This is a genomic window from Coprococcus sp. AF38-1 (assembly GCF_003603945.1).
Taxonomy (GTDB): Bacteria; Bacillota; Clostridia; order Lachnospirales; family Lachnospiraceae; genus Coprococcus; species Coprococcus aceti.
The window spans coordinates 101,573-116,997 of record NZ_QVGO01000002.1 but is presented as its reverse complement, the minus strand read 5'-3'; the positions used below and the strand labels follow the sequence as shown (position 1 = coordinate 116,997).

Below are 15,425 nucleotides of genomic sequence, written 5' to 3'. Positions count from 1 at the left end.
AAAATCAGCAAGCCAGAATAAATGATGTAATCGAAGTAAAAATCGGTGTGTATTTGCATAAAAATTAAACAAATACAGTTAATAACAACGAGGGACACGCCGAGTTTGAATAAGCAAAAATGCTTAGTAAACCCAGCGTTTATGCGGGTTTGCAGCATTTTTAAAAGTCTTTTGATAACAAATTGATAACAGTTGCATGAGCGTCATTATTCTTGTAATCCAGTGGTTTTAGGGTTAGAGAATGATTGACAGGTGGTTGTGCAACCAATAATCCATATTATAAACGAAGCCCTTAGCTGTGGGTAAAAACTCATGGCTAAGGGCTTTTTGTCGTGCTTATTTTTAGTCGATATCTTCGGAAAATATTTTTTTAAAACTCTGAAAGTTATCGCCAAACTCTTTGTAAAACTCTCGCTTTGATATAGGTTTCTTTGTGGAGAGTTTTTCATATAGGGTGTATGCAGCAGTTACTAAAGTCAGTGTGTTGAAATCAGCAATTTCACTAATTATTTCTTCATCGTGATTGGTAATCAATGTTGTATCCTCCTTACACTAATCAGTGAGTTTATCTTTAAATGCTTCGACCAAAGCGTCGCTAAGTTCCTGCGATGGGACTTTCGCCCATGTTTGCGTGGTATCAAACTCCGGGTAGTGGTAACGCCACTCATCGTATTTGTCTTTACTGATCTCTTCAGAAGATAGCTTGTCAGCCTGCTCTTTCCAGGCATACAACATTTTCCGGAGTTCGTGAGCGTCTTTACCTTTGGAAGTATCAACTTTCAGACAGATTTCTCCGTCTGATTCACTGACAGTCAGACCGTACAAATCTTCAAGGGTAAATAAAGTGTGCATCAGTCCGATATAGCTGTCAATGTCAGGCACATCGAGGGCATGAGGGGAAACATCCAGAGCCTGTGCCAGTGCAGCAGTAAGTTCCGCCTTCGGTTTTCTTGTTCCTGTTTCGTATTGTGCTAAACGTACATCGGCACTTCGCTCAGGAAAGCCGACAATCGTACCAAGATATTTTTGTGTCATCCCACGCAGAATGCGGAAAAAATGTATTCTCTCTCCAATCGCCATAACGTGTCCACTCCTTGTATGTATTTTACAATGAGTATAGCAGATATGTTTAGGAGAAGTCAAGACAATACAAAACAAAAAAGTTTAATGTTTTCCAAAAAGCCACTTGACACAAACAAATATGCTTAGTATAATAAGTTTGAATTAAGCAAATAAGTTTAATAAAAACAAAATGACCGTCCGAACAGTATAAACCGCCAAGACCTTGCCAGACGGCAAGCGAGCGCCTGATCTATTACGGTATATCGGGACAGCACAGTGCCGAACAGGGAATACCTGCTGGAACTTCATTCGGATAGAACGGCAATCAAAAACGAAAGAAAGGACTGATTATATGAAAAACAGATTTATTTGTGCCGAAGAAGTGGCACAGGAACTAAGCGTATCAAAGCCGTATGCTTACAAGCTAATCCGTCAGTTGAATGAGGAACTGAAAGAAAAAGGCTTTATTACTATTTCAGGACGGGTAAACCGCCAGTATTTCTATGAAAGGCTCTACGGAGCAGGAAATCCCCAAGGGGATACCACTATGTCCTACAAGGCAGGACAGGAATAAGGAAAGGAGGATGAATAATGCCGGTATTCAAAAACGAGAGCAATGGAACATGGTATGTGATGGCGAGATATGTCAACTGGAAAGGCGAGCGTAAGCAGAAATGCAAGCGTGGATTTTCTACCAAGAAAGAAGCACAGGAATGGGAGCGAATGTTTCAGTTGCAGAACTCCTCTGATATGGATATGAGTTTTGAAGCTTTTACCGAACTGTATATCCGGGATATGAAAAGCCGTCTGAAGGAGAATACATGGCTGACAAAGGAGCATATCATCCGCACAAAGATTTTACCTTATTTCGGCAAGTTGAAAATCAGCGAGATTTCTACAAAAGAGGTTATCGCATGGCAGAATGAGATGCTTGCCTATCGGGACGAAAAGAAAAAGCCATACTCACAGACCTATCTGAAAACGCTGCACAATCAGTTGTCCGCTATCTTCAATCATGCGGTGCGGTATTATGAGCTGCGTTCCAATCCAGCCGCTAAAGCGGGAAATATGGGAAGTGAGGAACACAAGGAAATGCTGTTCTGGACGAAAGAAGAATACAAGAAATTCTCATTTGAGATGATGGACAAGCCTGTTTCCTTTTACGCTTTTGAAATGCTCTACTGGTGCGGCATCCGTGAAGGAGAACTGCTGGCACTGACCGCCGCTGATTTCGATTTTGAGAAAGAAACGGTCAGAATCAATAAGTCCTATCAGCGATTACACGGCGAAGATGTGATTACCACACCGAAAACAAAGAAAAGTAACCGCATCATCAAAATGCCGAAGTTCCTATGTGAAGAAATGCAGGAATATTTGCAGATGCTTTACGGATTGAAGAAGAAAGACCGAATCTTTACAGTCACAAAAAGTTATCTTCATCACGAGATGGACAGAGGTGCGAAAGCCGCAGGCGTAAAACGAATCCGTATCCATGATTTACGGCACAGCCACATCAGCCTGTTGATTGATATGGGATTTTCAGCGGTGGCGATTGCAGACCGTGTAGGGCATGAAAGCATTGACATCACTTACCAGTACGCTCATCTGTTCCCGTCAAAGCAAACGGAAATGGCAGATAGATTAGAGGATTTAGGGAAAGGAGAGATTGAAAATGTCAGCTAAGAACAGAGATAACAAAAACCGTTGGAGAAACATCACAGTAGGGTTTCGGGTATCGCCCGAAGAAAATGAACTCATTAACAAGGCAGTTGCCTTATCGGGACTGCCAAAGCAGGAATACTGTTACCGCCGCTGTCTGAATCAGGATGTAGTGGTACAGGGCAATCCCAGAATATTCAAGGCACTTAAAACGGAACTTGCCACTGTGCTCACAGAATTAAAGCGGATTGAAGCAGGAAACGGTGTGGATGAAGAACTGCTGAATGTCATTGAACTGATCGCTGTTATTATGGGCGGTCTGAAAGGAGAGGACGAGGATGGAAAATAAAAAAGAAAAGACTGCCCCGGATGTATCTGTTGGCGCAGATACGGAGCAGCCAATTCGTAAAAACACTACAAGTAGTATATCCGAGAATGGTGGAAATATCAAGAGTTTTGAGGAATTGCAGAGAGAAATGCAGTTGCGATCAGACCCGTCCTATCTCCAGACAATCTCCATGAATGAACTGTTTGACACACAGTATCGGAGTAAGCAGCCGTTGATTGACGGTCTGCTCTACCCCGGCACTTATATCTTTGCAGGTTCGCCCAAACTGGGGAAGAGCTTTCTGATGGCACAGCTTGCCTACCATGTCAGCACAGGTACACCGCTTTGGAATTATACCACCCGAAAAGGAACGGTGCTGTATCTGGCACTTGAGGACGATTACCGCCGCTTGCAGGAGCGTCTGTACCGGATGTTCGGGACAGAAAGTACCGATAATCTTTACTTCTCTGTTTCTGCCAGCCAGCTTGGAAATGGACTGGATGAACAGCTTGCAAGATTTGTGGCAGAGCATAAGGACACGAAGCTGATTATCATTGATACGCTTCAGAAAGTGCGTGAGGTTGGCGGCGATAATTACAGTTATGCAAATGATTATCAGATTATGGCAAGACTGAAAAGTTTTGCGGATGCTCACGGACTTTGCTTACTGCTCGTACACCACACGAGAAAGCAGAATGCGGATGATAAGTTTGACATGATTTCCGGGACAAGCGGACTGCTTGGGGCGGCAGACGGAGCGTTTCTTCTTCAGAAAGAAAAACGGACAGGCAATGCCGCAACACTGGAAGTATCGGGCAGAGATCAGCAAGACCAGAAGCTGTATCTTATCCGCAATACAGAAACATTGTTGTGGGATTTGCAAAAGGCAGAAACGGAATTATGGAAAGAACCGCCAGAGCCGTTACTGGATGAGATTGCGGAGCTTGTTATGAAAGACAATCCTTATTGGGAGGGTTCTCCAACGGCACTTGTTGCACTGATAAATGTGGACATTCAACCTCATGTTATTACAAGAAAGCTGAATGTTCTTGCAGGAAGGTTGTATGCAGAGCATGGGATTCTCTTTCGGAGTGAGCGTGTCCATGAGGGACGGAAACTAAGGCTCTGGAAAGACAATACAGAGAATGCGTGACAGTACGTGACGGTTGTGACGGTATTTTTGACAGCGGGGCGGTATCAAAATAACCGTCACGACTGTCACATACCGTCACGGAAAGGATGGATAAGATGGGAAATGTGCAAATATCACAGGAATTATTTATGCAGTTGCTCCGCTTTCACTTGGTTGAAGATGGGAGCTGTGAGAAAGAAATCAAGCAGGGATTGGAGAAAAAACTGGACAGAATGGTCATGCGTGACCTGTATGGAAAATTTAAAACTGCTCCGACAGAGGAAGAACGGGAACGGGCGAGAAAAGAGTATCTGGACAGACGTGGAGTGCCGGAGAGTTTCCGATGGTAATTCTTCCTTGGTGATAAGAACAGGAGCGTGGCACGCCCCTGTTAAGCATAGACAAGGAGAAATCTGGAAAAGAGAATCATGCAATGAGAGAAGGAAGATTAGGTTATAACTGTGAAAAGGGAAGATATGGATTGCTGTCAATGGACTTATGGATTGATACGGGATTTCACTGCGGAGAGTGTATGGAAGTTCTGGTAGATGATCAGTGGGTAAAGACCAGGATGGAAATGAATCTGGCGAGGGAATGGTATCTGGTGGGAACGCCCTATTGCGGTGATCTGGAGTATGTACGGGCAAGGATACCGGAATAAATCAGACAGAAAAGTAAAGAATCGGTTTGGTGTCAGGGATAAAAAATAAGCCCGGATACGGGCAAATAAAAAGGGCGGATACGCCCAAAATAAAAAGTCCAAGCCGGAACATGACAGAGGAAGATAGCACCTTATAAAGCCCTCGGCGTTTGAGAGCGAAATACACCCATCGCACAAACTTCGTTTATGCTCTGTGTATTTCGCCCTTGCAGGGGGCAACCGCCGACAGGCGGATAGTTCGTAAACAGGTGCCTATGCACCTACTCACAGCAAAGCAGGCGAGAGCCGGAAAGGAGAATGCTTATAGGCAGACATTCATTTATCAGACAAAACAAGCTGTCTGATGTGGCAGGAAGAATTGACTATATTTCCAATCCGAAAAGACAGGAACATCTCTATGCTACCTATCAGACGGAAGGAGCAACATCAGAGTTCTGGAAAAATCTTGCCAGAGAGAATCAGTTGGATTTTAAGGCAAGCGGAACAGCAGGGAAATGTATTGAAGGACGAGAGTTTATCATTGCACTTCCAGAAAGTTTTGTTGAGTACAAGGCAGATGATGTAGTAAGGCTTTTCACGGACAGCTTTCATAAAAGGTATGGTGTAGAATGTAGTGCGGCACTTCACCATAACAAAAGAATGACCAATTACCATATCCATCTTGTATTCAGCGAACGGAAAATGCTGGAACATCCCGAAGTGAAAATTGCTATCAGAAATATGTTTTATGATGAGCAGGGAAAGCACAGACGCACGAAGAAAGAGATTTTAGATGAGCAGGGAAATCTTCGGGTAGGATGCAGCATTATTCCCAAAGGGGAAGTTTATGAGAGCCATATTTTTACGAAGAAAGATGAATGGTTTAAGAACGATGCTTTTACCAGAGAAGTGAAGGAAATGTTTACGGAAATCATCAACAGTCATGTGAAAGAAGAATCCGAAAAGCTGTCTGTATTTCAGCAGGGCGGTGTGTATCTGGCAACGAAGAAAATCGGGAAGAATAATCCGAAAGAAGCAGAAATACGGGCAGATAATGCGGCAAGGCAGGAATGGAATCGGACGGTTGATGTGGCATTAGTCGAGGGCGTTCCCGAAGAAGATATTTTAACGGTCAAGCGGGAAAAAATCACTGACAAAACGCTGCAATCAATAAGGACACATGGTTGGCTGCCGGATATGTTTCAGCAGATTATCCGTGGTGCGAAAGACTTCTTACAGGAAATGATTTTCAAATTTAAGCTGCCGCCAAAGCCAGTACCGAAGATTGATTTACAGGAATGGAATGATATGCGGAAGCTGATGGAGAAACTTCAGAAGCAGTCACAGGCGATGAAGTCCACGCAACAGGAGCTTTCCTTGTTGAAGAAACAGCTTTCCGAGACAACAGGATTTTTCAAAGGAAAAGTACGGAAATCCTTAGAGGGCAAAATTGAACAGGCAGAGAAACAGGAAAAACGTATTCATACAGATATGGAACAGATGGTAACACAGGCAGGATATCCAGATGTTCAGTCCTTTGCAAAGACGTATCAGAAATCGGAAAAACTGGTCAGGGAATATAATGAGGAGCTGCGAGCATGGGAAAATCAGACAGAGCAGAAGAAAGAGCCGTCATCAGAACCGCCGAAAAAGGCAAGTATACGGGAAAAATTGCACCGCTATCAGCAGGAAAGCAGACAGCAGCCGAAACGGTCAGTTAAAAAGAAATCTATGGATAGAGAACGATAAGAAAGGTGGAAATGATTATGAAGAAAACAATTTTTGAAGAAATGGGCGGCACTTATATCAGACACGGGGATTATTTTATCCCCTGTCTTACCTTGACGGAGGAAGAACAGAGATTTATCGGCGTATGGGGACAAAGACATTTACGCTATCTGAAAGAATATCGTAGAAGTGTATATTTGAATTTACTTACAAGTGGCAGGCTGAATAGTTATCTTGCAGATATAGAAGAACAGGCACAAGAACGCTTTGAAAGGATTATAGAGCAGATGAAACAGGAGCAGGGCATTACAGAACAGTTAAAGGCAGAAAATCAGATGGAATGGGTATCGAGAATGAACAATATACAGGCGTGTGCAAGAGAGGTTGTGAACGCCGAATTGATTTATAACTAAAAGAAAAGAGATTTTGGATAAATGCTTGACTGTAAACCTTGTTTATAGCTTATTCTTAAGATAAAATAGAGTTGCTTGAAAGGAGTGCATAACATGACAATAAAAGATGTAGAAGAACGAACAGGTTTATCCCGTTCTAATGTCCGTTTTTATGAAAAGGAAAAACTCGTTGAGCCTTCAAGAAATGAAAGTAATGGTTATAGAGATTATTCTGAAAATGATGTGGAAAATATAAAGAAGATAGCATATCTGCGTACATTGGGAATTTCTATTGAGGATATACGAAGTATTATATCTGGGAAAGTAACTTTGCAGGAAACGCTTGAGAAGCAGAATGAAGTATTAAAAAGTCAGATTACTGATTTGAATAAGGCGAAACTCATGTGCGAAAAAATGCTGGATGAAGAAAGTATTAGTTATGAAAAATTACAGGTAGAACAATATGTAACAGAGTTGCAGGATTATTGGAAAGATAATCAAACTGTTTTCAAATTGGATTCAGTCAGCTTTTTGTATATATGGGGAAGTATGCTTACTTGGATAACGATTACCGTATTATGCTTGATTATTGGGGCGTTGTCTTATTCTAAGTTGCCGGTAGAGATTCCGGTACAATGGAGTAAAGGTGTGGCAACATCTTTGGTAAATAAAAACTGGATTTTTATTTGTCCCGTTAGCTGTATCATAATCCGTTATTTATTAAAACCTTTTATTTATGCCAAATTACAGATGAACAATTATTATGGTGATATTATAACAGAGTATTTGACAAATTATATGTGTTTTATTGTGTTGTCGGTAGAAATTTTCTCCATACTTTTTACTTTCGGAGTGGTAAAAAATATTGTTGTACTGTTATTTGTGGACACAGTAGTTTTTATTGGATTATTAGTCGTTGGGCTGACGAAAATGGATTTGAGAGGAAAAGAAATTTTATGATTCAGATTTCAAATTTAAGTAAAAAATATGGTGAAACGGTTGTTTTTTCGGACTTAAACTATACATTTGAAAATGCTTGTATTTATGGACTTGTTGGAAGAAATGGAGCTGGAAAGACTACTCTTTTAAATATACTTTCGAATTATGAAAAAAATTATACAGGAGTAATCTCTATCGACAGAAAAAAGATGAATAAGGTTGATTATCTTGATATGCCGGTTGCCTATGCAATGGATCAACCAAGTTTTTTTAATGAGTTGACGATATATGAAAATCTTCTTTTGATTGCTTCAAGCAGAAAGATAAAAAAACAAGAGGCATTTGATAAAATCGAGAGGATTTTAGATGGGTTGGGATTAAAAAAATATGAGAACTATTCTCCGTTAGAACTTTCAAAAGGTACAATGCAACGGTTAAATAATGCTTGTGCAATGATACAAGAAGAAAAAATTACTATTTTTGATGAACCATTTTCAGGGCTTGATCCTGTCCAAATGAAACTTTTAGAAAATGTAATAGTGGAGTTTCACAAGAAAGAAAAAGGAATTTACATTATTTCAAGCCACGATATAGAGTGTTTACAAAATGTTTGTGACAAGTGTCTTTTGTTACATAACGGACAAATTAGAGAAATCAATATGGAGGAAGTTGACAGGGAGGAAATCGCAAAAATTTTATCTGAAGGGGAGTAGGTATGTATCAGTTGCTTTTGAAACAGAAATTCAAATTTGCAGTTAGAATGGTCAAACGAAATATAGGTGCTTATTTTATACTGATTGCTATTGTGCCATGTATTCTTATATTGCAATCTATGATTCAGAAAAACTATGGAATGGATATTCCTGTTTTTATACCATATGGTATTCTCTGTTTCTTGTTTATGAATTTGTTTGGAACAATACCAAGAATGCGTATTTCTCCTGAAACTTATATTTGGAAAATAGAAAAAACATATATTTGGAGAGTGAAGAAGATAGGAAAAAGCATGGTACTGACGCTGTGTGTTGCGTTGATTTTATTTTGGGCTTTTCCAATGGAGGGAATGGTCTTAAGACAGTTTATTGTGGCTATGCTTTGTAACCCAATCGTCAATATGCATACGGTTTTATCAACACAATATAAATATCGGGATATTATGAATATATGTATGTTGGCAGTAGTAATGATTTGTTTTTTTTATGGAAGTGTATTTGTTACCAGTATATTATTGATCATTTACGGATTATATTTTATTTTATATCCTTATTTTAGCTATCAAGCAATTATCCCGTTCTTTCAACAATATAATCAGATGTTATATGGATTTTTGAATAGAGAATATGATACAGTTTTGCAAACGCAGGATGAAGTGTTCTTCCAAAATAATCAGAAAGAAATGAAAGGACTGATGAAGAAATATTATGGCAGCCGCTATCGTTTTTTGATGGTTTATGAGGTGGTTAGTATTGTCAGAAGAAAGAAACAGATTATGTATCAGTATTTTGCGATTGTTTTAATCACAATGTTATTATCGCAGATAGACGGAAAATATATTGAGTATGTATTATTGTTTTCTATATTGATATTAGGACAGAATGTTGTCAGCTATAATGTGCAAAATGAATTACGTTTAGTTAGAAAAGGATTTCCGCTCAGATATTCTTTAAAAGAAAAATTACAATGTAAGTCAGTTATTGGAATGTTCTTGTTGTTACTTCCAATGCTCTGTTATTGGATAGCGTATAAAATTGAATTATTTAGTATTATCCTTTGGATATGGATACCGATTCAGAGTATTATAATATATACAGCAAAGAACCGACTGCAAAGGTTACTATATATACTTCCGTTTTATATTTTGTCATTGTTATCTATGAGAGTATGGCAGATGTTTTTTTAACAATAAGATTATTGATTTTCTAAGCAAAACCGCTTATAATTTGAGTCGGAACATATTGCTATTATCCACAGTTACAGGGCGTGTGTTATCAATGCCGATAACAAAATGATAACATTAGCCTGTATAGGCAGGATAATATGGATAAATCAAATAATTAAAAGAAAAGCGAACACGGCAACAAATAATCTCTAAACAAAATTGATTAGTGATTGTCGAGTTTGAATAGACAGATTGTTGTTTTTAAGAACTTGCAGGCTTTGATTTTACTAAGTTTTTGAAAACTTGGTTACAGAGCAAGTAATAAAAAAGTAATACTTTTCAGAAAAGAGAATAATTTTAGAGAGAACCACATAGGTGAATATTGCCTATGTGGTTCTTTTAATTTATAAGATCAGGTGCAAGCGAAGAGATATATATCTTTAGAGATTGACTACTAACGCTATTGATATTATAATGGTTGCTAATTAAAACACTATTATGGTGGAGGAGGGGACATATTGGATTAAAAAATAGATGTGTTAATGATGATACGATAAAGATGAAGAAAGAGAGATTTGAGTATGAAAAAAATAATAATGATTTTTATAAGTGCGAGTTTTATTATGAGTCTTTGTGGATGTGATTTTGTTGATAATGCAGTCGATGATATGAAAAAGGATAGGGAGTGGGCAATAGAAAATAATGCTTTTACTGATGGAAATGGTTCAGGGAAAAAGAGTAGCGATGAAAATGATAGTAGCTCAGACAATCAGACAGTCGATCAGCCAAAAGAAAGTGATGATTCTAATGAACTAAAAGTCGGGGAGACAACAACATTTACTGTAGATCAAGGTGAAAAGGAAGGAGAGATTGAATTAACTATATTGAATTGGGGAAGCGTATGGAGTGATAATTATGTGCAAAATATAATCTGGTTTGATACGGAATTTAACAATGTAGGAGAAAATCCGGTAAATATATCAACGGCTTTGTTTGCTGTTTACGCCGATGATTATTCAGTTGACTTATCGTATTTAGAGTCTGATGGATTGCAGACAACTTCATTGGATAGCGGTCGTAAGGCAAAGGGAAGGGTTTATGCTGTTGTCGATGCAAACTCTGTCAACTCAATAGAAGTTCAAGTGAGCAGCGCAGTGTGGGTATTGCAAAGGATAGATACTTCGGAACCTAATTCTGTTGAAACTGATTCCACAACAGAAAATGAGGTCGCTACAGAGGAAACTTCTACCTCGTATGGTGATTTTTCAGGAGAGTATACAGGATCTAAATATACAGCGACCGTAACCATGTACGCAGAAACGATGACTTCTTCAGATGATGAATTGGTATGTGGTACTATAGATATATTCTGTAATGGTGAGAAACTTTTTTCTAAAGATTTGTATTTGGAGGATGAAGACACTGCACCGTGGAACAAGCAATATGATGTATTGTGTTCTTTTGCAGGTTTTGATGTAGGTAAAAATTATGCTGGATTTACACAGAGTGCGGGGAAAAATAGCCTTGATTTAGGATTTGATGGAGAATATTCAGACACTCTGGAAATAAATAACTAGTCAGTTAAATTACTACATAATAAAAGCTGAACTTGTCAATATTGTGATTATTGGCAAGTTCAGCTTTTTATATTGTATTTAAGAAAGCAAGTAATGATTCTTTTTGAGAAGCATTTAGTTGGTATATTCGTTGTATAAGAGGATCATTAGTCAAATTTAAGCTTTCATCGTCAAAAAAATCTTTTAAAGAAATTCCCAGTGCCTGACATAATTGGAATAGCACTTCTATAGTGGGATTTTTGTTCCCAAGTTCAATATCACGGACGTAACTTTGGCTGATTCCAGCAAGATTGGCAAGTTTGTTGGTGGATATTTGCTTTTGCTCGCGAAAAAAGCGTAGTCTATCTCCGACAGGGTACTCATAGGGTTCATGTGTATTTGCCATATATGGAAACCTCCAATTAATTCATTATAGAGATAGACTATCAAAGTTTTTGAGATAAAATTACATCTAAAGAGTTGATAAATTATCTTTATAGATATATAATATGAGGCGAGTTTTATCTTTATAACGATAAGTAAATAGGGACAATGCATAGGAGAGGAGAATACATATGGATAAGACAGGTATAACTATCGCTTCGGCGGCAACTGGTACATACAACATGATAATTGAGGCTGCAAAAGGTGAAGTTGCAAGAACAGAGAATATATCCAAGGAGGAAATGATCAAACGTCTGGATACTATATTTTTACAGAATTCAGACGATGAGTATAAGGCATCAGTTAAGAAACTGTTTTCTCCGTGGAAGAAGGGGGCATCAATAATATCTCCTGATGGTAAGTATGAGCTCAAAACTTTTATAATTGGATGGTATTCCAAGTATTTGAATTTAAGATCCAGCAGAATATGGATTTACGACAAAGAGACCAACGTCTGTTATGAATGTAAAGCTTGGGCAATGAAAAAAGTCGTAAAATTTGTGAAGAGAAGATAAGATTATTTACAAGCTTAGATTAAAACATATCAAAAGAGGACAAATGCAATGAAAAAGAAGATATATATGCTCATTATGTGCATGCTTACTGTTTCAGTATTATTTGGCTGCGGAAACGATGAAACACAAGAGCAACAGGCAGATCAGGGCACTTATTTTAAAATAGTTGATGAAATAAACAATGGAAATTATGAAACTGCATTTTCGGATATAGAGAAAAATTATGGTAATGTTGATTACAAAGATCCTTCTGATGGAATGAATAAGATGCTTTTATATCGGCTTTACTATGATACACAGGAAATGTTTGATGATGAGATGGGTGTGCTGCTTGATTATTTGAAGGCGGTTGATTTCAAAGCAATACTGGCTGAGGATGGTATAAGTCAGGAGAAAGAAAATATTAAAACTGTTATTAAGTCGGCCAATAAGATAATTGATAAGGTAAATGCTGAGAACAGGACAAATGCGGTTGATGTGATAGGACAGGATAATCTGGACAAATATGGCAATTAGGAATATGGAAATCCAATAAAAAATAATAATTCAAAGCTAAATAAGGTGAAAACATATTTTGGAATACCCGAAGATGAGAAAATTTTTATTATTTTAGATTCTACTATTTTAGGAAAGGGTAAATCTGGATTTGCTATTGGAACGGATGGAATATACTATTGTCAATCTAATAAATGTGGGAAAATCACTTGGAATGAGTTGAAAAATAAAACAACAAAAAAGGCGTTTAGTTCTATAAAAATTGGTGAATTAGATTTTGTGTGTAATGCCGAAATTGAGCAAACAAGTCTTTATGCCATTTTAAGAAACATAAAATCAGTAGTTAATTTTATTGATGAAAAAGAAGTAAAATCACAAGATAATAATGAAAAATAAGTAGGGGGTAATTATAATAATACAGAATCTGAAATAACAATAAAGGAAAGTTCTCCAAATGATGTTAGGTTAGTTGCAGAGAAATATTTTTCGGATAACGTATTTGGCGAAAAAATACTTTTATTTGACAAAAATTATGATAGAGATGCTGTAAAGTATATTACACGACATTATTCTTTAGAAACTATGGAAGATCCATTGTTAATTTTTAATTACAAAGGAGATCATGAGCAAGGTTTTCTTATTACAACTCACAGAGTTATATGGAAATATAGAGGCTTGTCGGGAGAATGGAGTATCAAAGACATAGGTGCTGTTGATAGCGCAAAGTTCATGTCATATATGAAAAAATTTTATGAGACTTACTACAATGATGAATTTGTGACAACACTGTTGACACAAATTAGTTGGAGTAACCATCTTGCTATTATGTCCAAAGCAAAAACTGCAGAAGAGAGACATTTTTATATGACCCTTTGCATAAAGGAATCATATTCAGCCCGAGAGCTAGATAGACAGATTAATAGTGGTTATTACGAAAGATATATGCTTTCCAAAGAAAAACTCCTGCCAGAACAAATAAAGGGACTGAAAGAGAATCCGTTTTTGGATTCGTATGTTATTGAATTCCTTGATTTACCAAAGAATTTCAAGGAGGCTGATCTGCGAAAAGGTCTGATCCAGAACATGAAAGAATTTATTCTCGAAGTTGGAAAAGATTTTACTTTCATAGATGAGGAATACCGGGTACAGGTCGGTGGCGAAGATTTCCGAATTGATTTGTTATTTTTCCATAGAGGACTCCAGTGTCTGGTTGCTTTTGAATTGAAAATTGGCAAATTCAAACCGGAATATATCTCTAAAATGGATTTCTATCTGGAGGCATTAGATCGTCAGAAGAAGAAAGAAAATGAAAATCCAAGTGTTGGGATGATTCTTTGTGCTTCTAAAGATGATGAAGTAGTGGAATATGCGATGAGCAGAACCCTGTCTCCGATGATGGTAGCGGAATATAAACTACAGTTGCCGGATAAAGCGGTGTTGCAGAAAAAACTGCAGGAATTGATCAATATGCCGCTGATCGAAGAATAAATTTTGTTGTGTTGGCGTGAGTACAATTTGAGTACAATTTTTATACCAGTCAAAATCAGGACAGAAAATATGGCGAATAAAACGATGAAAAGTAGCGAAAACGCTATTAAAATCATTGTAATTAATCTCCCGTGAGCCGAGTTTGAATAACGGATTAGAATGCCGAAAACCTGTATTTATGCGGGTTTCCGGCATTTGTTTTATCAAATGGCTCTAGTTTGGCTCTATTTGTGGGCGGGATAAGGGTTGCGAAAGCACTGATGGAGAAATAAAGACATAATGGTAAGGAAAAAGTGATATATGCATCTTGGAAGCACAGGGATACTGAAAATTATAAGTTCAGCTGGAACAAAAAGTATGTTATGTACTGGAGAATTCCGGGAATCTGTGGGGAGTAATTGCGGGAAAAAAGGGAAAAGCGTATAATGCAAGAAAATAATGTTTTCACAGTGTAAAATAGAGGAGAGAACTATCATGCAGAAAATACTGATTGTAGAAGATGATACAAATATCAATAATCTGCTTCAGGAAGCATTATCCAAAGCAGGCTATTCCTGTGAGCAGGCGTTTTCCGGAACTGAGGCAAAGCTGCTTTTGAATATGCAGGAGCATAGCTATGCACTGGTGTTGCTGGATTTGATGTTGCCGGGAATTACAGGAGAAGCAGTTCTGGAGGAAATACGGAAAAAGGGAAATCTTCCGGTTATTGTCTTGACTGCGAAAGATAGCTTGGATGAAAAGGTAAAGGTTTTAACTAGTGGGGCTGATGATTATATAACGAAACCTTTTGAAATCAGAGAGGTACTGGCAAGAATTAAGGTACAGCTTCGTCATACAGAAGAAAAGGAAATAAAAGAATCTAACCTTTCGTTCAGAGAGATGGTATTGAACAAAGCTACTTTTCAGGTCAGCATTGGTGGAAAAATACTTCCTAAGATAACAAGACAGGAGTTTGCGATTTTAGAATTACTGCTCAGAAATCCGAAGCAGGTTTTCAGTAAAGAGGACATTTTTGAATATGCGTGGGACGAACCATATATGGGTGAAACAAAAACTCTGGATGTACATATAAGCAATATTCGTAAAAAGATAAAAACAGTTACATCTGAGGAATATATTGAAACAGTCTGGGGAATCGGTTATCGTCTTCATCTATAATCTTTACTCT

The 15,425-nt window shown here is 37.9% G+C and carries 20 protein-coding genes; 17 read left to right on the top strand and 3 right to left on the bottom strand.

Annotation, left to right across the window (positions count from 1 at the left end):
• Nucleotides 1–342: 342 nt before the first annotated feature.
• Nucleotides 343–534, bottom strand: coding sequence for a hypothetical protein (locus DW025_RS03170; protein ID WP_117567369.1), 192 nt, complete (start codon nt 532–534; stop codon nt 343–345).
• A gap of 18 nt (nt 535–552) precedes the next feature.
• The gene (locus DW025_RS03165; protein ID WP_117567367.1) at nt 553–1,080 is read right to left on the bottom strand and encodes a helix-turn-helix domain-containing protein; all 528 of its coding nucleotides are present in this window, start codon (nt 1,078–1,080) and stop codon (nt 553–555) included.
• 334 nt (nt 1,081–1,414) lie between these two features.
• Here DW025_RS03165 and DW025_RS03160 point away from each other — a divergent pair, with 334 nt between their 5' ends.
• From DW025_RS03160 to DW025_RS03105, 12 genes are all read left to right on the top strand, one after another.
• The gene (locus tag DW025_RS03160; protein WP_119998673.1) at nt 1,415–1,636 is read left to right on the top strand and encodes a LysR family transcriptional regulator; all 222 of its coding nucleotides are present in this window, start codon (nt 1,415–1,417) and stop codon (nt 1,634–1,636) included.
• Between the two features lie 17 nt (nt 1,637–1,653).
• The gene (locus tag DW025_RS03155; RefSeq protein ID WP_119998671.1) at nt 1,654–2,745 is read left to right on the top strand and encodes a site-specific integrase; all 1,092 of its coding nucleotides are present in this window, start codon (nt 1,654–1,656) and stop codon (nt 2,743–2,745) included.
• Nucleotides 2,735–3,070 (top strand): plasmid mobilization protein, encoded by a 336-nt coding sequence (locus DW025_RS03150; RefSeq protein ID WP_015540715.1) that lies wholly within the window; start codon nt 2,735–2,737, stop codon nt 3,068–3,070. The genes DW025_RS03155 and DW025_RS03150 overlap by 11 nt, the downstream gene beginning before the upstream one ends.
• Nucleotides 3,060–4,202: a helicase RepA family protein gene (locus DW025_RS03145; RefSeq protein ID WP_117845757.1), complete on the top strand. Its 1,143-nt coding sequence runs from the start codon at nt 3,060–3,062 to the stop codon at nt 4,200–4,202. The genes DW025_RS03150 and DW025_RS03145 overlap by 11 nt, the downstream gene beginning before the upstream one ends.
• A 95-nt stretch (nt 4,203–4,297) precedes the next feature.
• Nucleotides 4,298–4,531, top strand: coding sequence for a hypothetical protein (locus DW025_RS03140; RefSeq protein ID WP_015540717.1), 234 nt, complete (start codon nt 4,298–4,300; stop codon nt 4,529–4,531).
• Nucleotides 4,532–4,614: 83 nt separating this feature from the next.
• On the top strand, nt 4,615–4,842 hold the full coding sequence (locus DW025_RS03135) for a DUF5348 domain-containing protein (protein ID WP_118050101.1): 228 nt from the start codon (nt 4,615–4,617) through the stop codon (nt 4,840–4,842).
• Between the two features lie 297 nt (nt 4,843–5,139).
• Nucleotides 5,140–6,570: a MobA/MobL family protein gene (locus tag DW025_RS03130; protein WP_015540719.1), complete on the top strand. Its 1,431-nt coding sequence runs from the start codon at nt 5,140–5,142 to the stop codon at nt 6,568–6,570.
• A 17-nt stretch (nt 6,571–6,587) separates the two neighbouring features.
• Nucleotides 6,588–6,962 (top strand): TnpV protein, encoded by a 375-nt coding sequence (locus tag DW025_RS03125; RefSeq protein WP_015540720.1) that lies wholly within the window; start codon nt 6,588–6,590, stop codon nt 6,960–6,962.
• A gap of 93 nt (nt 6,963–7,055) precedes the next feature.
• On the top strand, nt 7,056–7,901 hold the full coding sequence (locus DW025_RS03120) for a MerR family transcriptional regulator (RefSeq protein ID WP_118136259.1): 846 nt from the start codon (nt 7,056–7,058) through the stop codon (nt 7,899–7,901).
• Complete coding sequence (locus tag DW025_RS03115) at nt 7,898–8,593, top strand: ATP-binding cassette domain-containing protein (protein ID WP_040466134.1); 696 nt, start codon at nt 7,898–7,900, stop codon at nt 8,591–8,593. Before DW025_RS03120 ends, DW025_RS03115 begins: the two co-directional genes overlap by 4 nt.
• A 2-nt stretch (nt 8,594–8,595) precedes the next feature.
• On the top strand, nt 8,596–9,780 hold the full coding sequence (locus DW025_RS15050) for a hypothetical protein (protein WP_243104879.1): 1,185 nt from the start codon (nt 8,596–8,598) through the stop codon (nt 9,778–9,780).
• Between the two features lie 560 nt (nt 9,781–10,340).
• Nucleotides 10,341–11,336 (top strand): hypothetical protein, encoded by a 996-nt coding sequence (locus tag DW025_RS03105; protein WP_119998669.1) that lies wholly within the window; start codon nt 10,341–10,343, stop codon nt 11,334–11,336.
• 67 nt (nt 11,337–11,403) lie between these two features.
• Here DW025_RS03105 and DW025_RS03100 read toward each other — a convergent pair whose 3' ends face one another.
• The gene (locus tag DW025_RS03100; protein WP_119998667.1) at nt 11,404–11,721 is read right to left on the bottom strand and encodes a helix-turn-helix domain-containing protein; all 318 of its coding nucleotides are present in this window, start codon (nt 11,719–11,721) and stop codon (nt 11,404–11,406) included.
• A 169-nt stretch (nt 11,722–11,890) separates the two neighbouring features.
• On the opposite strand from DW025_RS03100, the gene DW025_RS03095 reads away from it, so the two are divergent.
• The 5 genes from DW025_RS03095 (at nt 11,891) to DW025_RS03075 (ending at nt 15,415) form a co-directional block, all read left to right on the top strand.
• Nucleotides 11,891–12,274: a hypothetical protein gene (locus DW025_RS03095; protein WP_119998665.1), complete on the top strand. Its 384-nt coding sequence runs from the start codon at nt 11,891–11,893 to the stop codon at nt 12,272–12,274.
• Between the two features lie 48 nt (nt 12,275–12,322).
• Nucleotides 12,323–12,790: a hypothetical protein gene (locus tag DW025_RS03090; RefSeq protein WP_119998663.1), complete on the top strand. Its 468-nt coding sequence runs from the start codon at nt 12,323–12,325 to the stop codon at nt 12,788–12,790.
• A gap of 45 nt (nt 12,791–12,835) precedes the next feature.
• Nucleotides 12,836–13,165, top strand: a complete 330-nt coding sequence (locus tag DW025_RS03085; RefSeq protein ID WP_119998662.1) for a hypothetical protein — start codon at nt 12,836–12,838, stop codon at nt 13,163–13,165.
• A 186-nt stretch (nt 13,166–13,351) separates the two neighbouring features.
• Nucleotides 13,352–14,257: a PDDEXK nuclease domain-containing protein gene (locus DW025_RS03080; RefSeq protein ID WP_243104877.1), complete on the top strand. Its 906-nt coding sequence runs from the start codon at nt 13,352–13,354 to the stop codon at nt 14,255–14,257.
• A 474-nt stretch (nt 14,258–14,731) separates the two neighbouring features.
• Nucleotides 14,732–15,415 carry a response regulator transcription factor gene (locus DW025_RS03075; protein ID WP_187115875.1) on the top strand — a complete coding sequence of 228 codons (684 nt, stop codon included), beginning with the start codon at nt 14,732–14,734 and terminating at the stop codon, nt 15,413–15,415.
• The last annotated feature ends 10 nt before the right edge of the window (nt 15,416–15,425 follow it).

Coding starts and splice junctions, on each gene's coding strand:
- DW025_RS03105 (WP_119998669.1), top strand. CDS start 10,341: ATGAAAAAAATAATAATGATTTTTATAAGTGCGAGTTTTATTATGAGT.
- DW025_RS03160 (WP_119998673.1), top strand. CDS start 1,415: ATGAAAAACAGATTTATTTGTGCCGAAGAAGTGGCACAGGAACTAAGC.
- DW025_RS03125 (WP_015540720.1), top strand. CDS start 6,588: ATGAAGAAAACAATTTTTGAAGAAATGGGCGGCACTTATATCAGACAC.
- DW025_RS03095 (WP_119998665.1), top strand. CDS start 11,891: ATGGATAAGACAGGTATAACTATCGCTTCGGCGGCAACTGGTACATAC.
- DW025_RS03130 (WP_015540719.1), top strand. CDS start 5,140: ATGCTTATAGGCAGACATTCATTTATCAGACAAAACAAGCTGTCTGAT.
- DW025_RS03165 (WP_117567367.1), bottom strand. CDS start 1,080: ATGGCGATTGGAGAGAGAATACATTTTTTCCGCATTCTGCGTGGGATG.
- DW025_RS03145 (WP_117845757.1), top strand. CDS start 3,060: ATGGAAAATAAAAAAGAAAAGACTGCCCCGGATGTATCTGTTGGCGCA.
- DW025_RS03150 (WP_015540715.1), top strand. CDS start 2,735: ATGTCAGCTAAGAACAGAGATAACAAAAACCGTTGGAGAAACATCACA.
- DW025_RS15050 (WP_243104879.1), top strand. CDS start 8,596: ATGTATCAGTTGCTTTTGAAACAGAAATTCAAATTTGCAGTTAGAATG.
- DW025_RS03135 (WP_118050101.1), top strand. CDS start 4,615: ATGAGAGAAGGAAGATTAGGTTATAACTGTGAAAAGGGAAGATATGGA.
- DW025_RS03080 (WP_243104877.1), top strand. CDS start 13,352: ATGGAAGATCCATTGTTAATTTTTAATTACAAAGGAGATCATGAGCAA.
- DW025_RS03100 (WP_119998667.1), bottom strand. CDS start 11,721: ATGGCAAATACACATGAACCCTATGAGTACCCTGTCGGAGATAGACTA.
- DW025_RS03090 (WP_119998663.1), top strand. CDS start 12,323: ATGAAAAAGAAGATATATATGCTCATTATGTGCATGCTTACTGTTTCA.
- DW025_RS03155 (WP_119998671.1), top strand. CDS start 1,654: ATGCCGGTATTCAAAAACGAGAGCAATGGAACATGGTATGTGATGGCG.
- DW025_RS03115 (WP_040466134.1), top strand. CDS start 7,898: ATGATTCAGATTTCAAATTTAAGTAAAAAATATGGTGAAACGGTTGTT.
- DW025_RS03140 (WP_015540717.1), top strand. CDS start 4,298: ATGGGAAATGTGCAAATATCACAGGAATTATTTATGCAGTTGCTCCGC.
- DW025_RS03075 (WP_187115875.1), top strand. CDS start 14,732: ATGCAGAAAATACTGATTGTAGAAGATGATACAAATATCAATAATCTG.
- DW025_RS03120 (WP_118136259.1), top strand. CDS start 7,056: ATGACAATAAAAGATGTAGAAGAACGAACAGGTTTATCCCGTTCTAAT.